Source organism: Escherichia sp. E14V7, assembly GCF_004212225.1.
Taxonomy (GTDB): Bacteria; Pseudomonadota; Gammaproteobacteria; order Enterobacterales; family Enterobacteriaceae; genus Escherichia.
The window spans coordinates 193,787-216,725 of record NZ_RHJJ01000002.1; the positions used below are offsets into that span (position 1 = coordinate 193,787).

General features: G+C 52.5%; 23 protein-coding genes. 11 read left to right on the forward strand and 12 right to left on the reverse strand.

Annotation, left to right across the window (positions count from 1 at the left end; all coding sequences use genetic code 11):
- Positions 1 to 106 precede the first annotated feature (106 nt).
- From cysG to tsgA, 5 genes are all read right to left on the reverse strand, one after another.
- Positions 107 to 1,480 (reverse strand): siroheme synthase CysG, encoded by a 1,374-nt coding sequence (gene cysG / locus D9741_RS03490; RefSeq protein WP_130217628.1) that lies wholly within the window; start codon positions 1,478 to 1,480, stop codon positions 107 to 109.
- Positions 1,481 to 1,498: 18 nt separating this feature from the next.
- A complete protein-coding gene (gene nirC, locus D9741_RS03495; protein ID WP_130217626.1) occupies positions 1,499 to 2,305 on the reverse strand; it encodes a nitrite transporter NirC in 807 nt (268 codons plus the stop codon).
- A 125-nt stretch (positions 2,306 to 2,430) separates the two neighbouring features.
- Positions 2,431 to 2,757 carry a nitrite reductase small subunit NirD gene (gene nirD, locus D9741_RS03500; RefSeq protein WP_000084764.1) on the reverse strand — a complete coding sequence of 109 codons (327 nt, stop codon included), beginning with the start codon at positions 2,755 to 2,757 and terminating at the stop codon, positions 2,431 to 2,433.
- The gene (nirB, locus tag D9741_RS03505) at positions 2,754 to 5,297 is read right to left on the reverse strand and encodes an NADPH-nitrite reductase large subunit (protein ID WP_000049213.1); all 2,544 of its coding nucleotides are present in this window, start codon (positions 5,295 to 5,297) and stop codon (positions 2,754 to 2,756) included. Before nirB ends, nirD begins: the two co-directional genes overlap by 4 nt.
- Before the next feature lie 261 nt (positions 5,298 to 5,558).
- Positions 5,559 to 6,740: an MFS transporter TsgA gene (tsgA, locus tag D9741_RS03510; protein ID WP_130208935.1), complete on the reverse strand. Its 1,182-nt coding sequence runs from the start codon at positions 6,738 to 6,740 to the stop codon at positions 5,559 to 5,561.
- Positions 6,741 to 7,004: 264 nt separating this feature from the next.
- Here tsgA and ppiA point away from each other — a divergent pair, with 264 nt between their 5' ends.
- The 5 genes from ppiA to argD all read left to right on the forward strand — a co-directional run bounded on the left by ppiA (position 7,005) and on the right by argD (position 10,342).
- Positions 7,005 to 7,577: a peptidylprolyl isomerase A gene (ppiA, locus tag D9741_RS03515; protein WP_064527557.1), complete on the forward strand. Its 573-nt coding sequence runs from the start codon at positions 7,005 to 7,007 to the stop codon at positions 7,575 to 7,577.
- Between the two features lie 104 nt (positions 7,578 to 7,681).
- Positions 7,682 to 7,849: a YhfG family protein gene (locus D9741_RS03520; protein ID WP_000736860.1), complete on the forward strand. Its 168-nt coding sequence runs from the start codon at positions 7,682 to 7,684 to the stop codon at positions 7,847 to 7,849.
- The gene (locus tag D9741_RS03525; protein WP_130217624.1) at positions 7,839 to 8,441 is read left to right on the forward strand and encodes a putative adenosine monophosphate-protein transferase Fic; all 603 of its coding nucleotides are present in this window, start codon (positions 7,839 to 7,841) and stop codon (positions 8,439 to 8,441) included. The genes D9741_RS03520 and D9741_RS03525 overlap by 11 nt, the downstream gene beginning before the upstream one ends.
- A gap of 31 nt (positions 8,442 to 8,472) precedes the next feature.
- Positions 8,473 to 9,036: an aminodeoxychorismate synthase component 2 gene (gene pabA, locus D9741_RS03530; protein ID WP_130217622.1), complete on the forward strand. Its 564-nt coding sequence runs from the start codon at positions 8,473 to 8,475 to the stop codon at positions 9,034 to 9,036.
- Between the two features lie 85 nt (positions 9,037 to 9,121).
- Positions 9,122 to 10,342 (forward strand): bifunctional acetylornithine/succinyldiaminopimelate transaminase, encoded by a 1,221-nt coding sequence (gene argD, locus D9741_RS03535; protein WP_130217620.1) that lies wholly within the window; start codon positions 9,122 to 9,124, stop codon positions 10,340 to 10,342.
- Between the two features lie 149 nt (positions 10,343 to 10,491).
- On the opposite strand, the gene D9741_RS03540 is transcribed toward argD, so the two are convergent.
- A complete protein-coding gene (locus D9741_RS03540; protein WP_130217850.1) occupies positions 10,492 to 12,582 on the reverse strand; it encodes a YccS/YhfK family putative transporter in 2,091 nt (696 codons plus the stop codon).
- 50 nt (positions 12,583 to 12,632) lie between these two features.
- The gene (gene crp / locus D9741_RS03545) at positions 12,633 to 13,265 is read right to left on the reverse strand and encodes a cAMP-activated global transcriptional regulator CRP (RefSeq protein ID WP_000242755.1); all 633 of its coding nucleotides are present in this window, start codon (positions 13,263 to 13,265) and stop codon (positions 12,633 to 12,635) included.
- Between the two features lie 301 nt (positions 13,266 to 13,566).
- Between crp and D9741_RS03550 the strand changes: the two genes are divergently transcribed.
- Positions 13,567 to 13,971: an OsmC family protein gene (locus tag D9741_RS03550; RefSeq protein WP_001148908.1), complete on the forward strand. Its 405-nt coding sequence runs from the start codon at positions 13,567 to 13,569 to the stop codon at positions 13,969 to 13,971.
- 54 nt (positions 13,972 to 14,025) lie between these two features.
- Here the strand turns inward: D9741_RS03550 and D9741_RS03555 are convergent, their stop codons facing one another.
- From D9741_RS03555 to D9741_RS03570, 4 genes are read right to left on the reverse strand one after another with little or no spacing between them, the layout of a single operon-like run.
- Complete coding sequence (locus D9741_RS03555) at positions 14,026 to 14,895, reverse strand: phosphoribulokinase (protein ID WP_130217618.1); 870 nt, start codon at positions 14,893 to 14,895, stop codon at positions 14,026 to 14,028.
- Positions 14,896 to 14,948: 53 nt separating this feature from the next.
- Complete coding sequence (locus D9741_RS03560; protein WP_064527543.1) at positions 14,949 to 15,167, reverse strand: YheU family protein; 219 nt, start codon at positions 15,165 to 15,167, stop codon at positions 14,949 to 14,951.
- Positions 15,161 to 16,183 (reverse strand): hydrolase, encoded by a 1,023-nt coding sequence (locus tag D9741_RS03565; protein WP_130217616.1) that lies wholly within the window; start codon positions 16,181 to 16,183, stop codon positions 15,161 to 15,163. Before D9741_RS03565 ends, D9741_RS03560 begins: the two co-directional genes overlap by 7 nt.
- Entirely contained in the window at positions 16,183 to 18,096 is a 1,914-nt protein-coding gene (locus D9741_RS03570) for an ABC transporter ATP-binding protein (RefSeq protein ID WP_042002854.1), read from the reverse strand. Before D9741_RS03570 ends, D9741_RS03565 begins: the two co-directional genes overlap by 1 nt.
- A 130-nt stretch (positions 18,097 to 18,226) precedes the next feature.
- On the opposite strand from D9741_RS03570, the gene kefG reads away from it, so the two are divergent.
- The 4 genes from kefG (at position 18,227) to slyD (ending at position 21,478) form a co-directional block, all read left to right on the forward strand.
- Positions 18,227 to 18,778 (forward strand): glutathione-regulated potassium-efflux system ancillary protein KefG, encoded by a 552-nt coding sequence (gene kefG, locus D9741_RS03575; protein WP_130217848.1) that lies wholly within the window; start codon positions 18,227 to 18,229, stop codon positions 18,776 to 18,778.
- Entirely contained in the window at positions 18,778 to 20,583 is a 1,806-nt protein-coding gene (gene kefB, locus D9741_RS03580) for a glutathione-regulated potassium-efflux system protein KefB (RefSeq protein ID WP_000399122.1), read from the forward strand. Before kefG ends, kefB begins: the two co-directional genes overlap by 1 nt.
- Before the next feature lie 9 nt (positions 20,584 to 20,592).
- Positions 20,593 to 20,793 (forward strand): YheV family putative zinc ribbon protein, encoded by a 201-nt coding sequence (locus D9741_RS03585; protein WP_001007734.1) that lies wholly within the window; start codon positions 20,593 to 20,595, stop codon positions 20,791 to 20,793.
- A gap of 94 nt (positions 20,794 to 20,887) precedes the next feature.
- Positions 20,888 to 21,478: a peptidylprolyl isomerase gene (slyD, locus tag D9741_RS03590; RefSeq protein ID WP_000861334.1), complete on the forward strand. Its 591-nt coding sequence runs from the start codon at positions 20,888 to 20,890 to the stop codon at positions 21,476 to 21,478.
- Positions 21,479 to 21,526: 48 nt separating this feature from the next.
- Here slyD and D9741_RS03595 read toward each other — a convergent pair whose 3' ends face one another.
- Positions 21,527 to 21,745: a protein SlyX gene (locus D9741_RS03595; protein ID WP_064527535.1), complete on the reverse strand. Its 219-nt coding sequence runs from the start codon at positions 21,743 to 21,745 to the stop codon at positions 21,527 to 21,529.
- 220 nt (positions 21,746 to 21,965) lie between these two features.
- On the opposite strand from D9741_RS03595, the gene fkpA reads away from it, so the two are divergent.
- Complete coding sequence (fkpA, locus tag D9741_RS03600) at positions 21,966 to 22,778, forward strand: FKBP-type peptidyl-prolyl cis-trans isomerase (protein WP_130208921.1); 813 nt, start codon at positions 21,966 to 21,968, stop codon at positions 22,776 to 22,778.
- Positions 22,779 to 22,939 lie beyond the last annotated feature (161 nt).

A 22,939-nucleotide genomic window follows, 5' to 3' on the forward strand; every position in this document is an offset into this window, starting at 1 on the left:
TTAGTTAAAAGTTTGTTTTATGTATGCTGAAAATAAACATTAATATAAGTATGTTTGTAAATAAAAAAAGGCCAGAAATATCCGGCCTTAGTTAATTTTTTTTAAATTAATGGTTAGAGAACCAATTTAATTTATTGCGCAGGCCAACGACCCGACCAATAATAATTAATGATGGGCTGTTCATTTGTTGAGCCAGTTCACCTAGCTGCGCGAGCGTACCGTCAATCACGCGTTGCGTGACCGCCGTGCCGTTTTCAACAATCGCCACTGGCATTTCACCAGGCATTCCGTGTTCAATCAGTTTTTGCTGAATGGTCGCGGCCTGATTCAGCCCCATATAGAACACCAGCGTCTGTTTTTCTGCCGCCAGATTTTCCCAGTCCAGCTCGCCACCGGTTTTTAAGTGTCCGGTAATTAAGCGTACGCTCTGAGCATAATCGCGATGCGTAAGTGGAATACCCGAATAGGCAGAGCAACCAGAAGCTGCGGTAATACCCGGAACCACCGAGAACGGAATGCCCGCGTTGCACAGTGTTTCCAGCTCTTCGCCACCACGGCCGAAAATAAACGGATCGCCGCCTTTCAGACGCACCACGCGTTTGCCTTTTTGCGCTTCCCGCAGCAGGATCTGGTTAATCTCTTCCTGCGGTACGCAGTGATATCCCGCGCGTTTACCGACGAAGACACGATCCGCATCACGGCGTACCAGATTCATAATATCGTCAGAAACCAGACGGTCATAGACCACCACATCAGCTTGCTGAATTTGTTGCAGACCTTTCAGCGTCAGCAGCCCGGCATCGCCCGGACCTGCGCCAACCAGCACCACTTCACCACGATGATCGAGCGGTTCGTTGATTAACTGTTCGGTGGTTTCAGTAATGGCTTTCTGATCGTTGTTCGCCAGCGACTGCGCCAGGCGGTCGTTAACGAACAGTTTTTCCCAGAAACGGCGACGTTCACCCATTGTCGCGAACTGTTGTTTCACTCGACCGCGTAATTGCCCTGCGTATTTCGCTACCTGGCCCAGATGCAACGGCAGCAGTGATTCGAGTTTTTCGCGCAACAGGCGTGCCAGAACCGGAGAGGTGCCGCCAGAGGAGACCGCTACCATGAGCGGTGAGCGGTCAATAATCGACGGCATAATAAAGCTGGCGGCTTTCGGCGCATCGACCACGTTACAGAAGATGCGACGAGCTTCAGCGGCTTCGCTGACACGCTGGTTAAGCGCGTCATCATCCGTCGCTGCGATCGCCAGCCAGCAGGTGTCGAGAAGGCTTTCATCAAATGGCCCTTCGACGAGGGTTAACATGCCTGCATCTGCCCATGCGGTGAACTGTGGAATAAACGCTAATGCATTCACCGTTAAGCGAGCACCTGCGTCTAACAGCAACCTTGCTTTGCGTTCCGCGACATCACCACCGCCGACAATCAGACAGTCGCGATCGCGTAATTGGCAAAATATAGGCAAATGATCCACGTAAAAACCCCTTAGTAATTAACCGGCAGCCGTTTCAGTTTGATTAAATTTGTCCGCAATCGGACGATTCGCTTTCGGCGTAGCATACCAATAACCCAATCCCATGAATACGGCGCCCGATAAAGTATTACCCAGCGTCACCCACAGCAGGTTATGACCAATGCCTGCCAGCGTGTAGGCTTCGCTGTGGTTGCCGAACCAGGAGAGCGCGAACAGCGTCATGTTAGCGATGGAGTGCTCGTAGCCGGACGCGATAAATGCCAGCAGACACCACCAGATAGCGATAAATTTCGCCGCCCCTTCAGTGCGCAGCGCCATCCAGATTGCCAGACAAACCAGCCAGTTACACAATGCGCCTTTGAAGAACAGTACCATTGCCGGAGCGGTAGTTTTAGCCAGCGCGACGGAGTGAATGATGCTGGTATCTACCGGCAGCAGGCTACCGCCGCCCCAGTTATAAAGCATGGCAACAAAGACGGAACCGACCAGGTTACCCAGCCAGGTTTGCGGCAGGATTGCCCACATTTGCCCGTGGCTGATGGTGCCCGCTTTCACCCCTAAGGTGAGGAACATGGTGTGTCCGGTGAACAGTTCAGAACCGGCGATAATCACCAGCGTTAAGGCGATACCAAAGGTCGCGCCCATCACCAGAGGACGTATGGACGGATCGAGCAAATTACCGAGCGTGAAAATCAGGATGATCCCAAGACCCACATATGCACCCGCCATGGCGGAGCTGACCCAAAAGCCGAGCGGGTTATTTGCCGACAGGCGTGCAATGCGCGCAGCATTAGCCGCACACTTATTAATAGTGTCTGTAAACATTTGATTATCCTTTAAAAAATAAAAACAAAAAATAAAACAAAAAGTTTAAAAAATGTCCTGCAATATACCGAAGGTCATTACAGGACAATGCAAAAAGGGGAGGCATTGCGCCTCCCGTTAAAACATTAACCGCGCAGCTGTACCACGCCGTCTTTCACTCGCGCTTCGTAATGCTTGACGGAAAACTGCTCGTCTTCCATGCACAAGCCGTCGCTTAAGCGAAAACGCTGTTTTTTCAGCGGGCTGGCGACCCACAGCTCGCCCTGGTGTTCTGCAATCAGCCCGCGTGACAGCACGCTGGACTCGAAGAACGGATCGATGTTGCTGATCGCAAACACCTGGTCGCTGTGATACGGGCGGAAAATTGCTACCTGCTCGTCACCTAACAGCGCGCAGACGCCGGTTTCAGGCAGGATGTCATCGATTTTGCAGATGTCTTTCCACTGGCTCATGCGTTGTCCTCCACCAGAGTTACCGGGATACGTTCATACGGCGTTGCCGGACGGTGCTGTTCGCGCTCTGGCACCATCTGCACGTTCGGGTCACGCTTGTCGCTGTTGATGAAGTGTTTGAAGCGAGTCTGCGCAGACGGCGTATTGACCGTTTCAGTCCACTCACACACTACCGCTTCACGCAGGCGCGCCATCTCTTCTTCCAGATGTGCGTTCAGCCCCAGTTTGTCGTCAATGATCACCGCTTTCAGGTAATCAATGCCGCCTTCAAGGTTTTCTAACCACGGTGCGGTACGCGTCAGTTTGTCGGCGGTACGGATGTAGAACATCATGAAGCGGTCGAGATATTTGATCAGCGTTTCGCGATCGATATCCGCCGCCAGCAGATCCGCATGACGCGGTTTCATGCCGCCGTTACCGCAAACATACAGGTTCCAGCCTTTTTCAGTGGCGATAATACCCACGTCTTTACCCTGAGCTTCTGAACATTCACGGGTACAGCCGGAGACACCGAACTTCATTTTGTGCGGAGTACGGATGCCTTTGTAGCGGTTTTCCAGTTCCACGCCGAGGCCGACGCTGTCGCCAACGCCGTAGCGGCACCAGGTGCTACCCACGCAGGTTTTCGCCATACGCAGTGCTTTCGCATAGGCATGGCCGGTTTCGAAGCCTGCTTCAATCAGCTGACGCCAGATCTCCGGCAGATCGTCTTTTTGTGCGCCAAACATCGCCAGGCGCTGGGAGCCGGTGATTTTGGTGTAGAGATTAAATTCACGCGCGATACGACCCACTGCCATCAGCCCTTCCGGGGTGATTTCACCGCCCGGAGAACGCGGGATCACCGAGTAGGTGCCGTCTTTCTGGATGTTAGCGAGGAAGTTGTCGTTAGAATCCTGCAGCGGAGTATGTTCCGGCTTCAGAATGTATTCGTTCCAGCAGGAGGCCAGCAGCGAACCGACGGTCGGTTTACAAACTTCACAACCGTAGCCTTTGCCGTGTTTCGCCAGCAGTTCTTCGAAGGTTTTAATGCCTTCAACGCGGATCAAATGGAACAGTTCCTGACGCGAATAAGCAAAGTGTTCGCACAGGTTGTTGTTAACTTCGATGCCCTGTTTCGCCAGTTCCGCGTTCAGTACCTGAGTGACCAGCGGGATACAGCCACCGCAGCCAGTACCTGCTTTGGTTTCGGCTTTCAGCGCCGCAACGGTGTGGCAGCCTTTGTTGATGGCAGCAATCAGGTCGCCTTTAGTGACGTCGAAGCAGGAGCAGATTTGCGCGCTGTCCGGCAGTTTATCAACACCGATAGACGGCTTACCGCTACCAGAGTGCGCCGGCAGGATCAGGGAATCCGGGTTTTCCGGCAGCTCGATAGCGTTCAGCACCAGTTGCAGCAGGTTACCGTAGTCGCTGGTATCGCCCACCAGTACCGCACCGAGCAGGGTTTTGTTGTCTTCGCTGACAATCAGGCGTTTGTAGATCTCTTTGCTTTCGTCGAGGTAAACGTAGCTACGTGCGCCAGGCGTGCGACCGTGCGCATCACCAATACCGCCTACGTCTACGCCCAGCAGTTTCAGCTTGGCGCTAAGGTCAGCACCTTCAAAGGCGTTTTCGCTACCGAGAATGTGGTCAACGGCGACCTGCGCCATTTTGTAGCCCGGTGCTACCAGACCAAATACACGGTTGTTCCAGCTTGCGCATTCACCGATGGCGTAGATATCCGGATCGGAAGTCTGGCAGGAATCATTAATGACGATACCCCCACGCGGCGCTACGTCCAGACCACACTGGGTTGCCAGCTTATCGCGCGGACGGATACCGGTAGAGAAGACGATAAAGTCAACTTCCAGCTCGCTGCCGTCGGCAAAACGCATGGTTTTACGCGCTTCGACACCTTCCTGCACAATCTCAAGGGTGTTTTTGCTGGTGTGAACGCGTACACCCATGCTCTCGATTTTGCGACGCAGCTGCTCGCCACCCATCTGATCAAGCTGTTCTGCCATCAGCATAGGGGCAAATTCGATAACGTGGGTTTCAATACCTAAGTTTTTCAGCGCGCCAGCGGCTTCCAGACCTAACAGGCCGCCACCAACAACGGCACCGCGCTTGCTGCGACGGGCGCAGGATTCAATGGCGTTGAGGTCTTCAATGGTGCGATAGACAAAGCAGTCCTGAGTATCAGAACCTTTGATTGGCGGGATCCACGGATAGGAACCAGTCGCCATGATCAGCTTGTCATAAAAAACGGTACGCCCGGCGCTGGAGTGGATCACCTTCTCCTGACGGTTGATGGTGATAGCGCGTTCGCCGACCAGAACTTTGATGCCGTGTTTCTCGTAGAAGCCTTCGCGCACCAGCGACAGCTCTTCGGCGGTGTGGTGAGAGAAGTAAGACGAGAGGTGTACGCGGTCATAAGCGATGCGCGGTTCTTCACAGAAAACGGTAATATCAAAGTTGGCCGCATCAGATTTATCAAGAAGATCTTCGATAAAGCGATGGCCGACCATACCGTTACCGATAATTGCGAGTCTGACTTTGCTCATTTTTGCCTCGATTTCTTTTTTATTACCGCCTACCTTAACGATTCAGCAACCCTGCTTATTGATGTAAATCAAATTCACCTTTATATACTCCTTAAGTGGTATACTGCTGATTTGTATAAATTTTCTTAAGTCACGGAATTGTCTGACATTTCATGTTTGTGTAAAAAACACACAAAATGAAAGGTTTTATAGAGATGAAGGCACGTTGCGGGGGAAGAGAAGAAAAGGCCGGACGACGATAGCGCCGCCCGGCATGAGCAATTAATGAGAGGTCAGGGTGTTGTGCTGACGGTGACGGCTGACAAAACCTAACAGGAAGCACATCACGAATACCACAGCGTACAGACCGTTTGCAGTGAGCAGTGCTGCCTGTGGACCGCTATGTTCAACAATCGGTCCGGTAACCACAAAGGTCAACATGGTGCCGATGGTTCCGCAGGTCAGGACAAAGTTAACCAGTTTTGGCGATGGTACTTTGGTCTGCTGTGAACCCAGGGTGATGATGGTGGTATAGATCGCGCTGGAGAAGAAGCCCAGGGCGAGAATTGACCACGCCATATGTGCCGGTGTTCCGGTGTTAAAGACATACATCAGAATCGCAGCCAGACCAGCCAGTACGGTCAGAATGCGTTGCAGATCAAAGAAGCGAAGAATAAAGCTGAATGCCCACATGCCAACCATGTACGACATCCAGAAGTTACTCACCAGCGTGCCAGCGTCATTCAGGCTCATGCCCAAACCTTTGGCATACTCCGGCACCCAGGAGATAAAACCTAACTGACCGAGGATGTAGCACAGTGCCGCAATGGAGAGAAACAGCACGCCGATCCCCCATTTTTCTTTCGCTACCGGAGCGTCCGTTTTTGGCGCATGTTTGCCCAGCGCCGGGAACTCACAGCCGAAGGTCAGAATAAAGATAGCGACGTAAACCAGTCCGATGCAGGCATAAACCCAGTACCACTCAATGCTGCGTGCCAGCAGATACGCGGCGATCATCGGGAAAATCATCCCGGCCATACTGAAGAAGGAGTCGGTAAATAACAGGCGGGAACCGCGCTGACGCCCTTCATACATTTGCGTTATCAGGAACGTACCAATCGACATGGTGATGCCGCTAACCACCCCGAGAATGAACATCGCCGCCGAGAACAGCGCCAGGCTGTGGCTGAACATCAAACCGGCAACCGCCAGCACCATCAGGAGAAAGCCAAAACGTAACTGCGTTTTCAACGGGACGATTTCCATCAGCCAGGCGTTAAGGAAGATAGAGATTAAAATGCCGGCATTGAGGAAGGTGAAGGTATTACTCATACTGGAAACAGGCAGATTGAAATAATCGGCGATGTTTCCCATCACCATCCCGGTGACAATAACCAACGCACCGGTCAGTGCGTAGGAGAGAAAGCTAATCCATGTGAGCTTGATGCGATTGCTGTTAGTCATGATTGGCCTGCGTTAAAAGATAAAATGGCATAGTGGATATGCTGCGAGCGGGCGATTTTAGGTGATTTTGTGATCTGATTAAATATTTAATTGCAAACGGTTGCTAATTTGCAATGTTTAAAGTGATTCTCATCACGAAATATACGTGATCATCAGGTTACATATATTTCAAGTGCGTAAAATTAGGTAAAGGAATGGCCTTGTCATTGAAGGCTATTTAGAATCTCTCCACTTGCTTTTTTTCTGCTCTGTTAAGGAAATCTCATGTTCAAATCGACCCTGGCAGCTGTTGTAGCTGTTTTCGCTCTTTCTGCTCTCTCACCTGAAGCAATGGCAGCGAAAGGGGATCCGCACGTATTGTTAACAACCTCTGCTGGTAATATCGAACTGGAGCTGGATAGCCAGAAAGCGCCAGTATCAGTGCAAAATTTCGTCGATTATGTGAACAGCGGCTTTTATAACAACACCACTTTTCACCGGGTGATCCCGGGCTTTATGATTCAGGGTGGTGGATTTACCGAGCAGATGCAGCAGAAAAAACCGAATCCGCCGATCAAAAATGAGGCTGATAACGGTCTGCGTAACACCCGTGGCACCATCGCGATGGCGCGTACTGCCGACAAAGACAGCGCTACCAGCCAGTTCTTCATCAACGTTGCCGATAACGCCTTCCTCGACCACGGTCAGCGTGATTTTGGTTACGCGGTATTTGGTAAAGTGGTGAAAGGCATGGATGTTGCTGACAAGATTTCCCAGGTCCCAACCCATGATGTTGGCCCGTACCAGAATGTGCCGTCAAAACCGGTAGTTATCCTTTCCGCTAAAGTCCTGCCGTAAGGATTTCTCGCGCGGGTAATCTTGCCCGCGCCTCTGCTCTCCCGGCGTAACCTGGATTTGCCGCTTATACTTGTGGCAAACGGACACGTTCAGGGAGGCATCAAGTGAAGAAACTCACCGATAAGCAAAAGTCCCGTCTCTGGGAGCTTCAGCGTAATCGTAATTTCCAGGCCAGCCGCCGCCTTGAAGGCGTCGAGATGCCATTAGTCACTCTTACTGCCGCAGAGGCTTTAGCACGCCTTGAAGAGCTGAGGAGGCACTATGAGCGATAAATTCGGCGAAGGGCGCGACCCGTATCTTTATCCTGGCCTTGATATCATGCGTAATCGACTGAACATTCACCAGCAGCAGCGGCTGGAACAGGCCGCTTACGAAATGACGGCACTGCGTGCCGCGACCATTGAGCTTGGTCCACTGGTGCGCGGTTTACCGCATTTGCGTGCTATTCACCGCCAGCTGTATCAGGATATTTTCGACTGGGCAGGGCAACTGCGCGAAGTTGATATTTATCAGGGCGATACGCCGTTCTGCCACTTTGCCTATATCGAAAAAGAGGGCAATGCCCTGATGCAGGATCTGGAGGAAGAAGGTTATCTGGTTGGTCTTGAGAAAGCGAAGTTCGTCGAGCGGCTGGCGCACTACTATTGTGAAATCAACGTCCTGCACCCATTCCGTGCGGGAAGTGGCCTGGCACAGCGGATCTTCTTCGAGCAACTGGCGATTCATGCCGGCTATCAACTGAACTGGCAAGGTATTGGTGAAGAGGCCTGGAATCAGGCGAATCAGAATGGGGCAATGGGAGACCTTACGGCTCTGCAGACGATATTTAGCAAAGTGGTAAGCGAAGCCGGGGAATCTGAGTAAAATAGCGCGGTTCTTTCGTACCGGAGCCGCCATGATCCTGCTTATTGATAACTACGATTCTTTCACCTGGAACCTCTACCAGTACTTTTGTGAACTGGGGGCCGATGTGCTGGTTAAGCGCAACGATGCGTTGACACTGGTGGATATCGACGCCCTTAAACCACAAAAAATTGTCATCTCACCCGGCCCCTGTACGCCAGATGAAGCCGGGATCTCCCTTGACGTTATTCGCCACTATGCCGGGCGCTTGCCGATTCTTGGCGTCTGCCTCGGTCATCAGGCGATGGCGCAGGCTTTTGGCGGCAAAGTTGTGCGCGCCGCAAAGGTCATGCACGGTAAAACATCACCGATTACGCATAACGGCCAGGGCGTATTCCTGGGGCTGGCGAATCCACTCACCGTGACGCGCTACCATTCGCTGGTGGTGGAACCTGACTCATTGCCAGCGTGCTTTGACGTGACTGCCTGGAGCGAAACCGGGGAGATTATGGGGATTCGTCATCGCCAGTGGGATCTTGAAGGTGTGCAGTTCCATCCGGAAAGCATTCTCAGCGAGCAGGGGCATCAACTGCTGGCGAATTTTCTGCATCGCTGATTTCTGGTTGCTATCTAGTGATTTTTTATGCATATTTTGTGATTATAATTTCACATTGGTTTATGCGTAACAGGGTGATCATGAGATGGCAACTGAACAAGCAGCAATTACACGCGCGACTTTCGATGAAGTGATCCTGCCGATTTATGCACCGGCAGAGTTTATTCCGGTAAAAGGTCAGGGCAGCCGAGTCTGGGATCAGCAAGGCAAGGAGTATGTCGATTTCGCGGGTGGGATTGCGGTAACGGCGTTAGGCCATTGCCATCCGGCGCTGGTGGAAGCGTTAAAAACCCAGGGGGAAACCCTGTGGCATATCAGCAACGTTTTCACCAATGAACCGGCACTGCGTCTTGGGCGTAAACTGATTGAGACGACGTTTGCCGAACGCGTGGTGTTTATGAACTCCGGCACGGAAGCTAACGAAACCGCCTTTAAACTGGCACGCCATTACGCCTGTGTGCGTCATAGCCCGTTCAAAACCAAAATCATCGCCTTCCATAACGCCTTTCATGGTCGCTCGTTGTTTACCGTTTCTGTGGGCGGGCAGCCGAAATATTCCGACGGCTTTGGGCCAAAACCGGCAGATATTATCCACGTGCCTTTTAATGATCTTCACGCAGTGAAAGCGGTGATGGATGACCATACCTGCGCGGTGGTGGTTGAGCCGATTCAGGGCGAGGGCGGCGTGACAGCGGCGACGCCAGCGTTTTTGCAGGGCTTGCGTGAGTTGTGCGATCAGCATCAGGCATTGCTGGTGTTTGATGAAGTGCAGTGTGGAATGGGGCGGACTGGCGATTTGTTTGCCTATATGCACTACGGCGTGACGCCAGATATTTTGACCTCTGCGAAAGCCCTGGGCGGCGGCTTCCCGATTAGCGCCATGCTGACCACGGCGGAGATTGCTTCAGCGTTTCATCCTGGTTCTCACGGTTCCACCTACGGCGGTAATCCACTGGCCTGTGCAGTCGCGGGCGCGGCATTTGATATCATCAATACACCGGATGTGCTGGAAGGCATTCAGGTGAAACGTCAGCGTTTTGTTGACCATTTGCAGAAGATTGACCAGCAGTTTGATGTGTTTAGCGATATTCGCGGCATGGGGTTGTTGATTGGCGCGGAGCTGAAACCACAATACAAAGGTCAGGCGCGTGATTTCCTTTATGCGGGCGCAGAGGCTGGCGTAATGGTGCTGAACGCCGGGCCGGATGTGATGCGTTTGGCGCCGTCGCTGGTGGTGGAAGATGCGGATATCGATGAAGGGATGCAACGTTTCGCCCACGCGGTGGCGAAGGTGGTTGGGGCGTAAATAAGACGCGTCAGCGTCGCATCAGGCAAAAGATGTCGGATGCGGCGTGAACGCCTTATCCGACCTACGGTTCGAGTGTATGCTTGTCGGCTGATAAGACGCGTTAGCGTCGTATCAGGCAAAGGGGGTCGCTTCTGGCAATGAATTGATTACGCCTTCGAATCCCGCAACTTGCGACTCAACCAAATCCCGTGATGCGGTCGCTGACGCCACGCCATCGACGATATGGTGTGCATGGTATTCAGATGGCCAATAACCCGTTGTAAATGCTGTTCCAGGGTACCAGCCGCGCCTTCGTGCGGCAGCATCTCTGGCGCGTCTATGATATTGGCGTCACCAGACCCGCCCGGCTCGTCATATTCCAGCCGCTGTTGACAGCGTTGAATAGCGATTTCACAAGACTGCAAATACTCTTGCGCCAGCTCCTGTGGTAATGTCCGGTGTTCTCGCGCCAGCGTGGTCATGGCATTAATATGTTCAACAATAAACTGACTATGTGTTACCCACAGTTTCATGTCAGCCAGATAATGGCTGTTAAATGCGGGTTCCTGCATCGCTTGATTTAATGAGTTATACAGAGTGTTATGTGCCTGATTAACCCGCATTCGCTGCCAGGCCAGTGGTGTTGGTTGCGGATCTTTACTCAGGATCAGACGAATCGCTTCCTGGTAGGTTTCTAAAGCATCATGGGCGTTCTTACGCAATAACCCGCTCTGCCACTGCGGCCACAGCCATACCGTGCCACCGAAGGCTATCAAACAACCAATAATGGTATCGATAAGACGCGGAATGATGTATTGCTCGCCGTTCAGCCACAACAGTTGCAGGGTATACACCGCAGTAATGGTAAAGCCGACCGTTGCCCAGCCGTAGTTTTTGCGCAATATCAGGTAGCTGGCGAGGGTGGTAAACAGCATCAGCGTCAGGGTGTAACCTTCGGGAATTTTAAAGTGCAGCGCCACGCCCGCAATGATTAACCCGACCACGGTTCCCACGGAGCGATTCACAATCCTCAGACGGGTCGCGCCGTAACCATTTTGTGTCACCAGCAACACCGTCATCAGGATCCAATACGACTTCGGCAGATGCAGCGCGGTGCCCATCAGGCTGGCGACGCTCAACATCACACTGAGTCGCCCGGCATTGCGCAGTGCCGGAGATTTCAATGAAAGATAACTTTTTAACGCCGGAAGTAATGGCATCCGCCGCTGTTTATCCGCCAGCAGATCGCGGGCATAGAGCGGTTTCTGGGTACGCAGCACACGAGCGATGCGGCTGAAGTGCCAGTAGCAGAATTGCCCAACAGGATTATCCGGGTGCTGACGGGCGATTTTCTCCAGTGCGCCAATTTGCTTCTCCATCGTAAAACGCGTCGGCAGGCGATGGTAAAGAATGTCATCAGCCAGCACGCGCAGGCGAGCGGCGACGGTTTGCGCATTCCAGCGGATAACTTCCTCCGCATGGCTACGCTCGACCAACTTTTGCACCTCTTCAGGTTGATGCAAACTGACCGAAATATGTTCCTGTAAATCCAGAGCTTCCTGGAAAATGCGCAACATCCGCTTGTAGTCAGTATTATTTTGCGCGGAAAGCATGTGCATTTGCTGATAGCACTGGGTAATTAAATCGACCGCTTTTTGCTGGCGTACCAGTAGTGGCGGGAGCGCTTTTTCGGGATCGGTGTGCTGAGTGAGCAGACTGTATTTGATTTCACAGTAATCAGCCAGTTCACGGTAGAGCAGACTAAGTGATTCGCGTAGGGGTTGTTCGCGCCAGATCCAGAACCAAAACCAGTTAAACAGCCCGTACCAGAGTGTGCCTAACGCATAAATGAGCAATGGCTCCCATACCGGCATATATCCCGCCAGACTGAGGGTAAAAATGGCAGCCAGCAGCGATGCAGGAAGCAATTTTGCGTGTAATGGCCCAAGCTCAGCAGTGACGCCAAGTACCAGCGTTAACCCAGTCAGCAGAAAGGGTAGGGGGATATCTTTTTCCAACAGCAGCTGTGTCAGTAAGCTACAGGTAGCAAACAGCGACGCGCCAATAATCAAGCGTTTGAAAAAACGTTTATGGGGGGTATCAAGCCCCGCAATATTGCAACAGGCAGGGACGAGTGAAAACAGCAGGCCGAGTCTTAATTCGCCAAACAACAGACCAACGGCCACGGGCAAACATAGCACCAGTGTTTGTCGTAGTGCATAGTTGATATCAGGATGATAAATCAGTCTGCGCCACATCGGTTTAAACAAAATGGCGCGCTACCAGGTAACGCGCCACTCCGATGGGGTTAACGGGTGCCGTAAACGACGATGGTTTTACCGTGTGCGGAGATCAGGTTCTGATCTTCCAGCATCTTCAGAATGCGCCCCACGGTTTCACGAGAACAGCCGACAATTTGACCAATTTCCTGACGGGTAATTTTAATTTGCATACCGTCCGGGTGAGTCATGGCATCCGGTTGTTTTGCCAGATTCAGCAGCGTCTGCGCGATGCGACCTGTAACGTCGAGGAAAGCGAGGTTGCCCACTTTCTCTGAAGTGACTTGCAGACGACGCGCCATCTGCGCGGAGAGACGCATCAGAATATCCGGGTTAACCTGAATTAACTGACGAAATTTTTTGTAGGAAATTTCAGCTACTTCACAGGCGGTTTTTGCACGTACCCATGCGCTACGTTCCTGGCCTTCTTCAAACAGGCCCAATTCGCCAATAAAATCACCCTGATTCAGATAGGAGAGGATCATTTCTTTACCCTCCTCGTCTTTGATCAGCACTGCCACAGAGCCTTTAACGATGTAGTACAGCGTTTCCGCTTTTTCACCCTGGTGAATAAGCGTGCTCTTGGATGGATACTTATGAATGTGGCAATGAGACAAGAACCATTCGAGAGTCGGGTCTGTTTGCGGTTTGCCAAGCACCATGCGCGGTTATCCTCTGTTATAAGCTTTCTCCAGAGCCAGAAAACGGCGCTGTCTCTGGGTTGCCGAAATGTGCTTCCCGCTACCTGGGAAGGGGCTATCAACTGAACTGCACGGTAATGTGACGTCCTTTACATACATGCAGTACATCAATGTATTACTGTAGCATCCTGACTGTTTTAGCATAGCTTTCGCTCTGTGTCTCCTGGTGTCTCGCTTCAGCATGACCCAGGTCGCCTTCCGTTGCGCGATTTGGTCAGTACGCGTACTCTGTCAGGAAAATTGACGCAATGGAGTTCCGATTATGCAAGCGCGTGTGAAGTGGGTTGAAGGGTTAACTTTTTTGGGCGAATCCGCCTCTGGTCACCAGATTTTAATGGATGGCAACTCCGGCGATAAAGCGCCCAGCCCGATGGAAATGGTGCTGATGGCGGCGGGTGGCTGTAGCGCCATTGATGTGGTTTCTATCCTGCAAAAAGGGCGTCAGGATGTGGTTGATTGTGAAGTAAAACTGACCTCTGAACGCCGCGAAGAGGCCCCGCGCCTGTTTACCCATATCAATTTGCATTTTATCGTCACAGGTCGCGACCTGAAGGACGCAGCGGTTGCGCGTGCGGTGGATCTCTCTGCTGAGAAATATTGTTCAGTGGCGCTGATGCTGGAAAAAGCCGTGAATATTACCCACTCGTATGAAGTGGTTGCTGCGTGATTTAACTATCCCGTTGTGACGCCGGATAGTATTTTATCCGGCTTATTAGCGGCGCTACTCGATTTTCTTCCCTTCCATCAGTCGTTGCACCAGCGGCAGCATAATTAACTCCATTGCCAGACCCATTTTGCCGCCCGGCACCACTAATGTATTGATGTGGGAAATGAATGAGCCCTGCAACATCGCCAGTAGCCAGGGGAAATCGATCCCTTCCAGATTACGAAAATGGATCACCACAAAGCTTTCATCCAGCGATGGAATGCCTTTTGCCGCGAACGGGTTTGAAGTGTCGACGGTGGGAACGCGCTGGAAGTTAAGATGGGTGCGGGAAAACTGCGGCGTGATGTAGTTGATATAGTCTTCCATTGAACGCACTACAGAGTCCATCACTGCTTCTCGTGAGTGCCCGCGCTCGCTGGTGTCGCGGATCAGTTTTTGAATCCACTCAAGGTTAACGATAGGCACCACGCCAACCAGTAAGTCTACATGCTGCGCAACGTTATGCTGTGGCGTGACTACGCCGCCGTGTAAACCTTCATAAAACAGTACATCAGTCGGTTCCGGTAAAGGTTGCCAGGGGGTGAATGTCCCCGGTACCTGATTCCACGGTACGGCTTCGTCGTAGGTATGCAGATATCTGCGAGATTTCCCTTTGCCGCTCTGGCCGTATTCAATAAAGGTCTGTTCCAGCAGGCCGAAGTCGTTGGCTTCGGGACCGAAGTAGCTGATATGCCGCCCGGCGTCGCGCGCTTTGCGGATCGCCATGTCCATTTCCGGGCGGGTGTAGCGGTGAAAACTGTCGCCTTCCACCTCGGCGGCTTGCAGATTTAACTGGGCGAATATTTTACGAAACGCGAGGCTGGTGGTGGTAGTCCCCGCGCCGCTGGATCCTGTTACCGCAATGACCGGATGTTTGGCAGACATAGTAACTCCATGACTTGGCTATCATTATTATTTCGTCCGCCGACGGTTGCAGGTTATTCGCGAAACTGACTGCGCGGCATGATATTGACCGTCTCGTGCAGTTCCGACCAGACCAGTACCGCTTCTCCGCACTGTAGCTGGCGTTTGACGTCGGCGACTTTCTGTTCAAGCGTACGCTCTTGTTCACCATAATCGGTGCCTTCACGTAACACAAAGCTTTCAATTAAATTTTCCAGCGTTTCAGGGGAGATGTCTTGCCAGGGAATCAACATGATTTCGCCTCCAGATACGTTGTTAACCAGTCAGGAATGCGTGACTCCAGCCACATTTGCGGGTGAAGTAATGTACCGCCAAGAAAACCAACATGACCCCCATGTTCGGTCAGTTGATACTCTACTTGCGGAGGAAGATTTTCCGGTTTCGGGATCACCTGATGATCCATAAACGGATCGTCTTTGGCGTGAATAATCAGCGTCGGTTTGGCGATCCGATTGAGCATCGGCATGGCGCTACACTGACGATAATAGTCGATAGCGTCGGCGTAGCCGTGAATTCTGGCGGTGATCAGATCGTCAAATTCACGGATGCGACGTACCGATTTTAACTGCGCGAGATTAATCGGCAGCGTACCGGGGTAGGCCGCCAGCTTGCGCGCAGCATTGGCTTTTAGCAGGTTCAGCAAATAACGCTGATAAACGCGGGAAAAGCCCTTTTCCATATGGTAACTACAGGCTTCCAACACAAACGGCGCGGAGACAATCACCGCCGCATCAATCGGGAGATCATTGCCTTCTTTTGCCAGCAAACAGGCCAGCATATTACCGCCGAGCGAATAGCCGACGGCAGCCGTTGGCGCATGACCAAATTCGCGTTGCAGCCAGCGTAAAAACCAACTGGCATCTTCGGTTTCGCCCGAATGGTAAATGCGGTGCATGCGGTTAGGTTCACCGCTGCATCCGCGAAAATGCATCACCACACCCAGCCAGCCGCGCTTTTTCGCCGCATCAACCAGGCCGTGGGCGTAAGGGCTATTGAGGCTGCCTTCCAGCCCGTGAAACACCACTAAACGCGGTTTATGTTGCGCCTGTGCAGGATCTTCACTCCACGCGAGATCGACAAAATCACCGTCGGGCAACTCCAGCCGCTGCCAGTGCGGAGTAAATTTCACCTGACGACGAAACAGACGCGGCAGCATGGTTTGTAGATGGCAATTGCTGAAACCGCGCATAGGGATGAATTCAGCACTGCTGCTGAATTCATTGGCATCGGTCGTCGTTATCTGCGCCATCAGTTGCTTTGGCCTTCAAGCAGCATCTGCTCAAGCTGCTCCTGGGCCTCCAGCCATGCCATTTCGCATTCTTCCAGCCCGGATTTAGCGCTCGCTTGTTGTTGCAGGCAGGCGGTCAGTTCCGCTTTACGGCTCTGGTCGTACAGCTCGCTGTCGCCGAGTTTCTCTTCCGCCTGCGCCAGTTGCGCATTCAGCTTCTCCATCTCTTTTTCCAGACGGGCGATCTCTTTACGCAGTGGCTGGGTTTGCGCACGCAGCTCCGCTTCCCGACGCTTCTGATCTTTACGCGCCTGGGCGCTGTTCGCGTTCTCTTTTGGCGCGTCGTCGGCCTGGTTTTCCTGCTTTTGTACGTCGCTCAACCACTGTTGATAATCTTCCAGATCGCCGTCGAACGGTTCGACTTTACGATCGTGAACCAGATAGAGATCGTCAGTGGTGGAACGCAGCAAATGACGGTCGTGCGAAACAACAACCAGCGCGCCTTCAAACTCGATCAACGCTTCTGTCAGTGCCTGACGCATGTCGAGGTCAAGGTGGTTGGTCGGTTCGTCGAGCAGCAGCAGATTCGGACGCTGCCAGACAATTAATGCCAGCACCAGGCGGGCTTTTTCACCACCGGAAAAGCGGCGCGTTTCTTCCGTCACTTTATCGCCCTGGAAACCAAAGCCGCCGAGATAGTCACGCAGTTTTTGCTCCAGCTCCTGCGGCGCTAAACGTGCCAGATGTTGAATAGGCGATTCGTCGGCGCGCAGGTATTCAAGTTGATGCTGGGCGAAGTAGCCGAGCTTGATCCCTTTCGCCAGACCAATTTCACCGCTGACTGGCGCAAGTTCACCGGCTAACAGTTTGATTAATGTCGATTTACCCGCGCCGTTGCGGCCTAACAGACCAATGCGCGAGCCGGGGACCAGATTCAGTTTAATCGAGTCGAGAATAATGCGATCGCCATAGCCCGCACTGACTTTTTCCATCTTCAGTAACGGATTTGGCAGACTTTCCGGCGCGCGGAAGCTAAAGCGGAACGGGTTGTCGACGTGCGCGGGGGCAATCAGCTCCATACGCTCGAGCATCTTAATGCGGCTCTGGGCCTGCTTCGCTTTGGTGGCTTTGGCACGGAAACGGTCGATATAACTTTGCAGATGCGCTACGCGTTCCTGCTGGCTTTCATACATCGCTTGTTGTTGCGCCAGACGGGTGGCGCGCTGTACTTCAAACGAACTGTAGTTACCGGTGTACTCGAACATGCTTTGTTGTTCGATATGAATAATTTTATCCACTATCGGATCGAGGAAGTCGCGGTCGTGAGAGATCAGGATCAGCGTGCCCTGATAGCTCTTCAGCCATTTTTCCAGCCAGATAACGGCATCAAGATCGAGGTGGTTAGTCGGTTCGTCGAGCAGCAGCAAGTCTGAACGGCAAATCAGCGCCTGGGCAAGGTTAAGACGCATACGCCAGCCACCGGAGAAATCACTCACCGGGCGCTCCAGTTGTTCATTGCTGAAACCGAGGCCGTGCAGCAGGCTGGCGGCACGGGAGCGAATACTCCATGCGTCAATAGCATCCAGCTTGCCATGAATGGTCGCAATGGCGTGCCCGTCGTTACGTTCGTTGGCGTCGTGCAGCTGCGCTTCCAGTTGACGATATTCACGGTCGCCGTCAATGACATATTCCAGCGCCGCTTGCGGTAACGCCGGCGTTTCCTGATTCACCCACGCCAGTTGCCAGCTTCCCGGAAAGGTGTAGCTGCCGCCGTCGGCGCTGATTTCATTTTTCAGCAATGCCAGCAGGGTAGATTTACCACAGCCGTTTTTACCCACCAGGCCGACTTTCTGCCCGGGGTTGATGGTGGCGGTGGCATTATCCAGCAGGACGCGCACGCCGCGACGAATTTGTAACGAGGAGAAAACAATCATAAGGCGCCGTATGTTCAGACTATGTTAACTTATCATTATGATAATGTAATGTATGGGCGAGCTGCCGCACCGGGCGCAATGGTAGCCCAAAACAGCGACTATACACAAAAACCATACCGGGAGGGGGATGATGTCTCAGCCAGCGAAAGTTTTGCTGCTGTATGCCCATCCGGAATCTCAGGACTCGGTGGCAAACCGGGTACTGCTTAAACCGGCCACGCAGCTCAGCAATGTTACCGTGCACGACCTTTACGCGCACTATCCCGATTTTTTTATTGATATCCCCCGTGAGCAGGCATTACTGCGCAAGCACGAGGTGATTGTCTTTCAGCATCCTCTTTATACCTATAGCTGCCCGGCGCTACTGAAAGAGTGGCTGGACCGGGTATTAAGTCGTGGTTTTGCCAGCGGGCCGGGGGGAAACCAACTGGCGGGAAAGTACTGGCGTAGCGTGATTACCACCGGCGAGCCGGAAAGTGCTTACCGTTATGACGCATTGAATCGCTACCCGATGAGCGATGTTCTGCGCCCCTTTGAACTGGCGGCGGGCATGTGCCGGATGCATTGGTTAAGCCCCATCATTATTTACTGGGCGAGACGGCAAAGCGCACAGGAGCTGGCGAGCCACGCCAGAGCCTACAGTGACTGGCTGGCAAATCCGCTGTCTCCAGGAGGCCGCTGATGGAAGGTTCCGATTTTTTACTCGCAGGAGTGCTGTTTCTCTTCGCGGCGGTGGCTGCGGTGCCGCTGGCATCGCGGCTGGGTATTGGCGCTGTGTTGGGATATTTGCTGGCAGGGATTGCAATTGGCCCGTGGGGGCTGGGGTTTATTAGCGACGTCGATGAGATCCTCCACTTTTCGGAACTCGGCGTGGTGTTCCTGATGTTTATCATCGGCCTGGAGTTGAATCCTTCCAAACTTTGGCAATTGCGACGCTCGATTTTTGGCGTAGGCGCGGCACAGGTGCTGTTAAGCGCGGCGTTGCTGGCGGGATTATTGATGCTGACGGATTTCGCCTGGCAGGCGGCAGTGGTCGGTGGCATTGGCCTTGCGATGTCTTCAACTGCAATGGCGTTGCAATTGATGCGTGAGAAAGGGATGAATCGCAGCGAATCCGGCCAGTTAGGTTTCTCGGTGTTACTGTTTCAGGATCTGGCGGTGATCCCGGCACTGGCGTTAGTGCCGTTGTTGGCGGGGTCAGCAGATGAACATTTCGACTGGATGAAGATCGGCATGAAGGTGCTGGCGTTTGTCGGCATGCTGATTGGCGGGCGCTATTTACTGCGTCCGGTATTCCGCTTTATTGCAGCTTCTGGCGTGCGGGAAGTGTTCACCGCCGCGACGCTGCTGCTGGTGTTGGGTTCCGCATTGTTTATGGATGCGCTGGGACTGTCGATGGCGCTCGGTACGTTTATTGCGGGCGTGCTGCTGGCGGAAAGTGAATATCGCCATGAACTGGAAACGGCTATCGATCCCTTCAAAGGCTTGCTGCTCGGTTTGTTCTTTATCTCTGTCGGCATGTCGCTCAACCTCGGTGTGCTTTATACCCATCTGCTGTGGGTAGTGATAAGCGTGGTTGTGCTGGTGGCGGTGAAAATTCTCGTGCTGTATCTGCTGGCGCGATTGTATGGCGTGCGTAGCTCAGAGCGGATGCAGTTTGCTGGCGTGTTGAGTCAGGGCGGTGAGTTTGCCTTTGTCCTCTTTTCTACCGCTTCTTCACAACGCTTATTCCAGGGCGACCAGATGGCGCTGTTGCTGGTGACGGTGACGCTTTCCATGATGACCACGCCGTTGCTGATGAAGCTGGTGGATAAATGGCTATCCCGCCAGTTTAACGGACCGGAAGAAGAGGATGAAAAACCGTGGGTCAACGATGATAAACCGCAGGTTATAGTCGTGGGCTTTGGGCGTTTTGGTCAGGTGATTGGTCGTTTGCTGATGGCAAATAAAATGCGCATTACCGTGCTGGAGCGGGATATCAGTGCCGTTAACCTGATGCGTAAATATGGCTACAAAGTTTATTACGGCGACGCCACGCAGGTAGATCTTTTACGTTCTGCGGGTGCAGAGGCCGCAGAGTCTATTGTCATTACCTGTAACGAGCCGGAAGACACCATGAAGCTGGTGGAGATTTGCCAGCAACACTTTCCGCATTTGCATATTCTTGCGCGAGCGCGCGGACGTGTGGAAGCGCATGAGTTATTACAGGCCGGGGTGACGCAGTTTTCCCGTGAGACATTCTCCAGTGCGTTAGAGCTGGGGCGCAAAACGCTGGTCACGCTTGGCATGCATCCGCATCAGGCGCAGCGCGCGCAACTGCATTTTCGCCGCCTGGATATGCGAATGCTGCGGGAGTTAATCCCGATGCATGCTGATACCGTACAAATTTCTCGCGCCAGGGAAGCCCGACGCGAACTGGAAGAGATTTTCCAGCGTGAAATGCAACAAGAACGACGCCAGCTGGACGGCTGGGATGAATTTGAGTAGAGGGTAAAGATGGCAATCCGAAAACGTTTTATCGCGGGCGCAAAATGCCCGGCCTGTCAGGCGCAAGATTCCATGGCGATGTGGCGCGAAAATAATATTGATATTGTTGAATGTGTTAAGTGTGGACACCAGATGCGTGAAGTCGATAAAGAAGCCCGCGATCACGTTCGCAAAGATGAGCAAGTGATCGGGATTTTTCATCCGGACTAGCGATATGCGCCGAGTTTTTTTAAGCTAGTGAGTACACGGCTGCAGAATTCCGCTACAATCTGCGCCACTATTCTTCCCATGCTCAGGAGATATCATGAAAGTAGCAAAAGACCTGGTGGTCAGCCTGGCCTATCAGGTACGTACAGAAGACGGTGTGTTGGTTGATGAGTCTCCGGTGAGTGCGCCGCTGGACTATCTGCATGGTCACGGTTCCCTGATCTCTGGCCTGGAAACAGCGCTGGAAGGTCATGAAGTTGGCGACAAATTTGATGTCGCTGTTGGCGCGAACGACGCTTACGGTCAGTACGACGAAAACCTGGTGCAGCGCGTTCCTAAAGACGTATTTATGGGCGTTGATGAACTGCAGGTAGGTATGCGTTTCCTGGCTGAAACCGACCAGGGGCCGGTACCGGTTGAAATCACTGCGGTTGAAGACGATCACGTCGTGGTTGATGGTAACCACATGCTGGCCGGTCAGAACCTGAAATTTAACGTTGAAGTTGTGGCGATTCGCGAAGCGACTGAAGAAGAACTGGCTCATGGTCACGTTCATGGCGCGCACGATCATCACCACGATCACGACCACGACGGTTGCTGCGGCGGTCATGGCCACGATCACGGTCATGAACACGGTGGCGAAGGCTGCTGTGGCGGTAAAGGTAACGGCGGTTGCGGTTGCCACTAATACCGAAAAAGCGACAAAAAAGCGGGGAATCCCCGCTTTTTTTACGCCTCAATAATGCGGCGGTGGCGTTTCTTCAGCCTGCGACGCGATGTTCGACGGCTGGCTGGCTTTTAACTTCTCGGTCAGCAGACGCAGATGATCGCGCAGTTTCGCCATCTCCATTTCATGAGCGGTCACCGTGACGTTCAGTTCTTCAATGGTGATTTCCTGAAAAGCCAGCCGGCTCTCCAGTTCTGCCAGGCGTGCTTCCAAAGTTAAATCCTGCATGATTCACCTCTTTTGTCGAATGGTCGCCGCGGATTCTACTTAACTTTGCTGCCCGAGACAGCACTCATTTCGCAGTCATCGAAACTAATTTAAACAAAAAGAGTCTGAAAATAGATGATAATAGGGCGTATCTGTATGTAGATTTGTTCGACAACGTTTTATAGTACCTTTCTGATAATAGTTAACCCAGGGGTGAGATGCCCCGATCCTGGAGATATGGATGAAATCACTGTTTAAAGTAACGCTGCTGGCGACCACAATGGCCGTTGCCCTGCATGCACCAATCACTTTTGCTGCCGAAGCGGCGAAACCAACTGCAACTGCTGACAGCAAAGCAGCGTTCAAAAATGACGATCAGAAATCAGCTTACGCGCTGGGTGCTTCGCTCGGTCGTTACATGGACAATTCTCTGAAAGAACAAGAAAAGCTGGGCATCAAACTGGATAAAGATCAGCTAATCGCGGGTGTTCAGGATGCATTTGCTGATAAAAGCAAACTCTCTGATCAAGAGATCGAACAGACTCTGCAAGCGTTTGAAGCACGCGTGAAGTCCTCCGCTCAGGCGAAGATGGAAAAAGATGCTGCTGATAACGAAGCGAAAGGTAAAGAGTACCGCGAGAAATTTGCCAAAGAGAAAGGTGTAAAAACCTCTTCAACTGGCCTGGTTTATCAGGTAGTGGAAGCCGGTAAAGGTGAAGCACCGAAAGACAGCGATACTGTAGTAGTGAACTACAAAGGTACGCTGATTGACGGTAAAGAGTTCGATAACTCATATACCCGTGGTGAACCGCTCTCGTTCCGTCTGGACGGCGTGATCCCTGGCTGGACTGAAGGTCTGAAGAACATCAAGAAAGGCGGTAAGATCAAACTGGTTATTCCACCAGAGCTGGCTTACGGCAAAGCGGGCGTTCCGGGGATCCCACCGAACTCTACTCTGGTATTTGACGTAGAACTGCTGGATGTGAAACCAGCACCGAAGGCTGATACGAAGCCAGAAGCAGATGCTAAAGCAGCAGATTCTGCTAAAAAATAAGCATTAAAAACCGCCGCCTGACCAGGCGGCGGTTTTTTTATTGCAGGCCGGATATAATTAGTGCTGGAAAGCGGAACCTCCGCTGTATTAATTTAATTACCCGCATCATTAATGAGCCTGCCCTGAAAAGTTAACGACAGGCTCCTGAAAAGGAGTGTTTT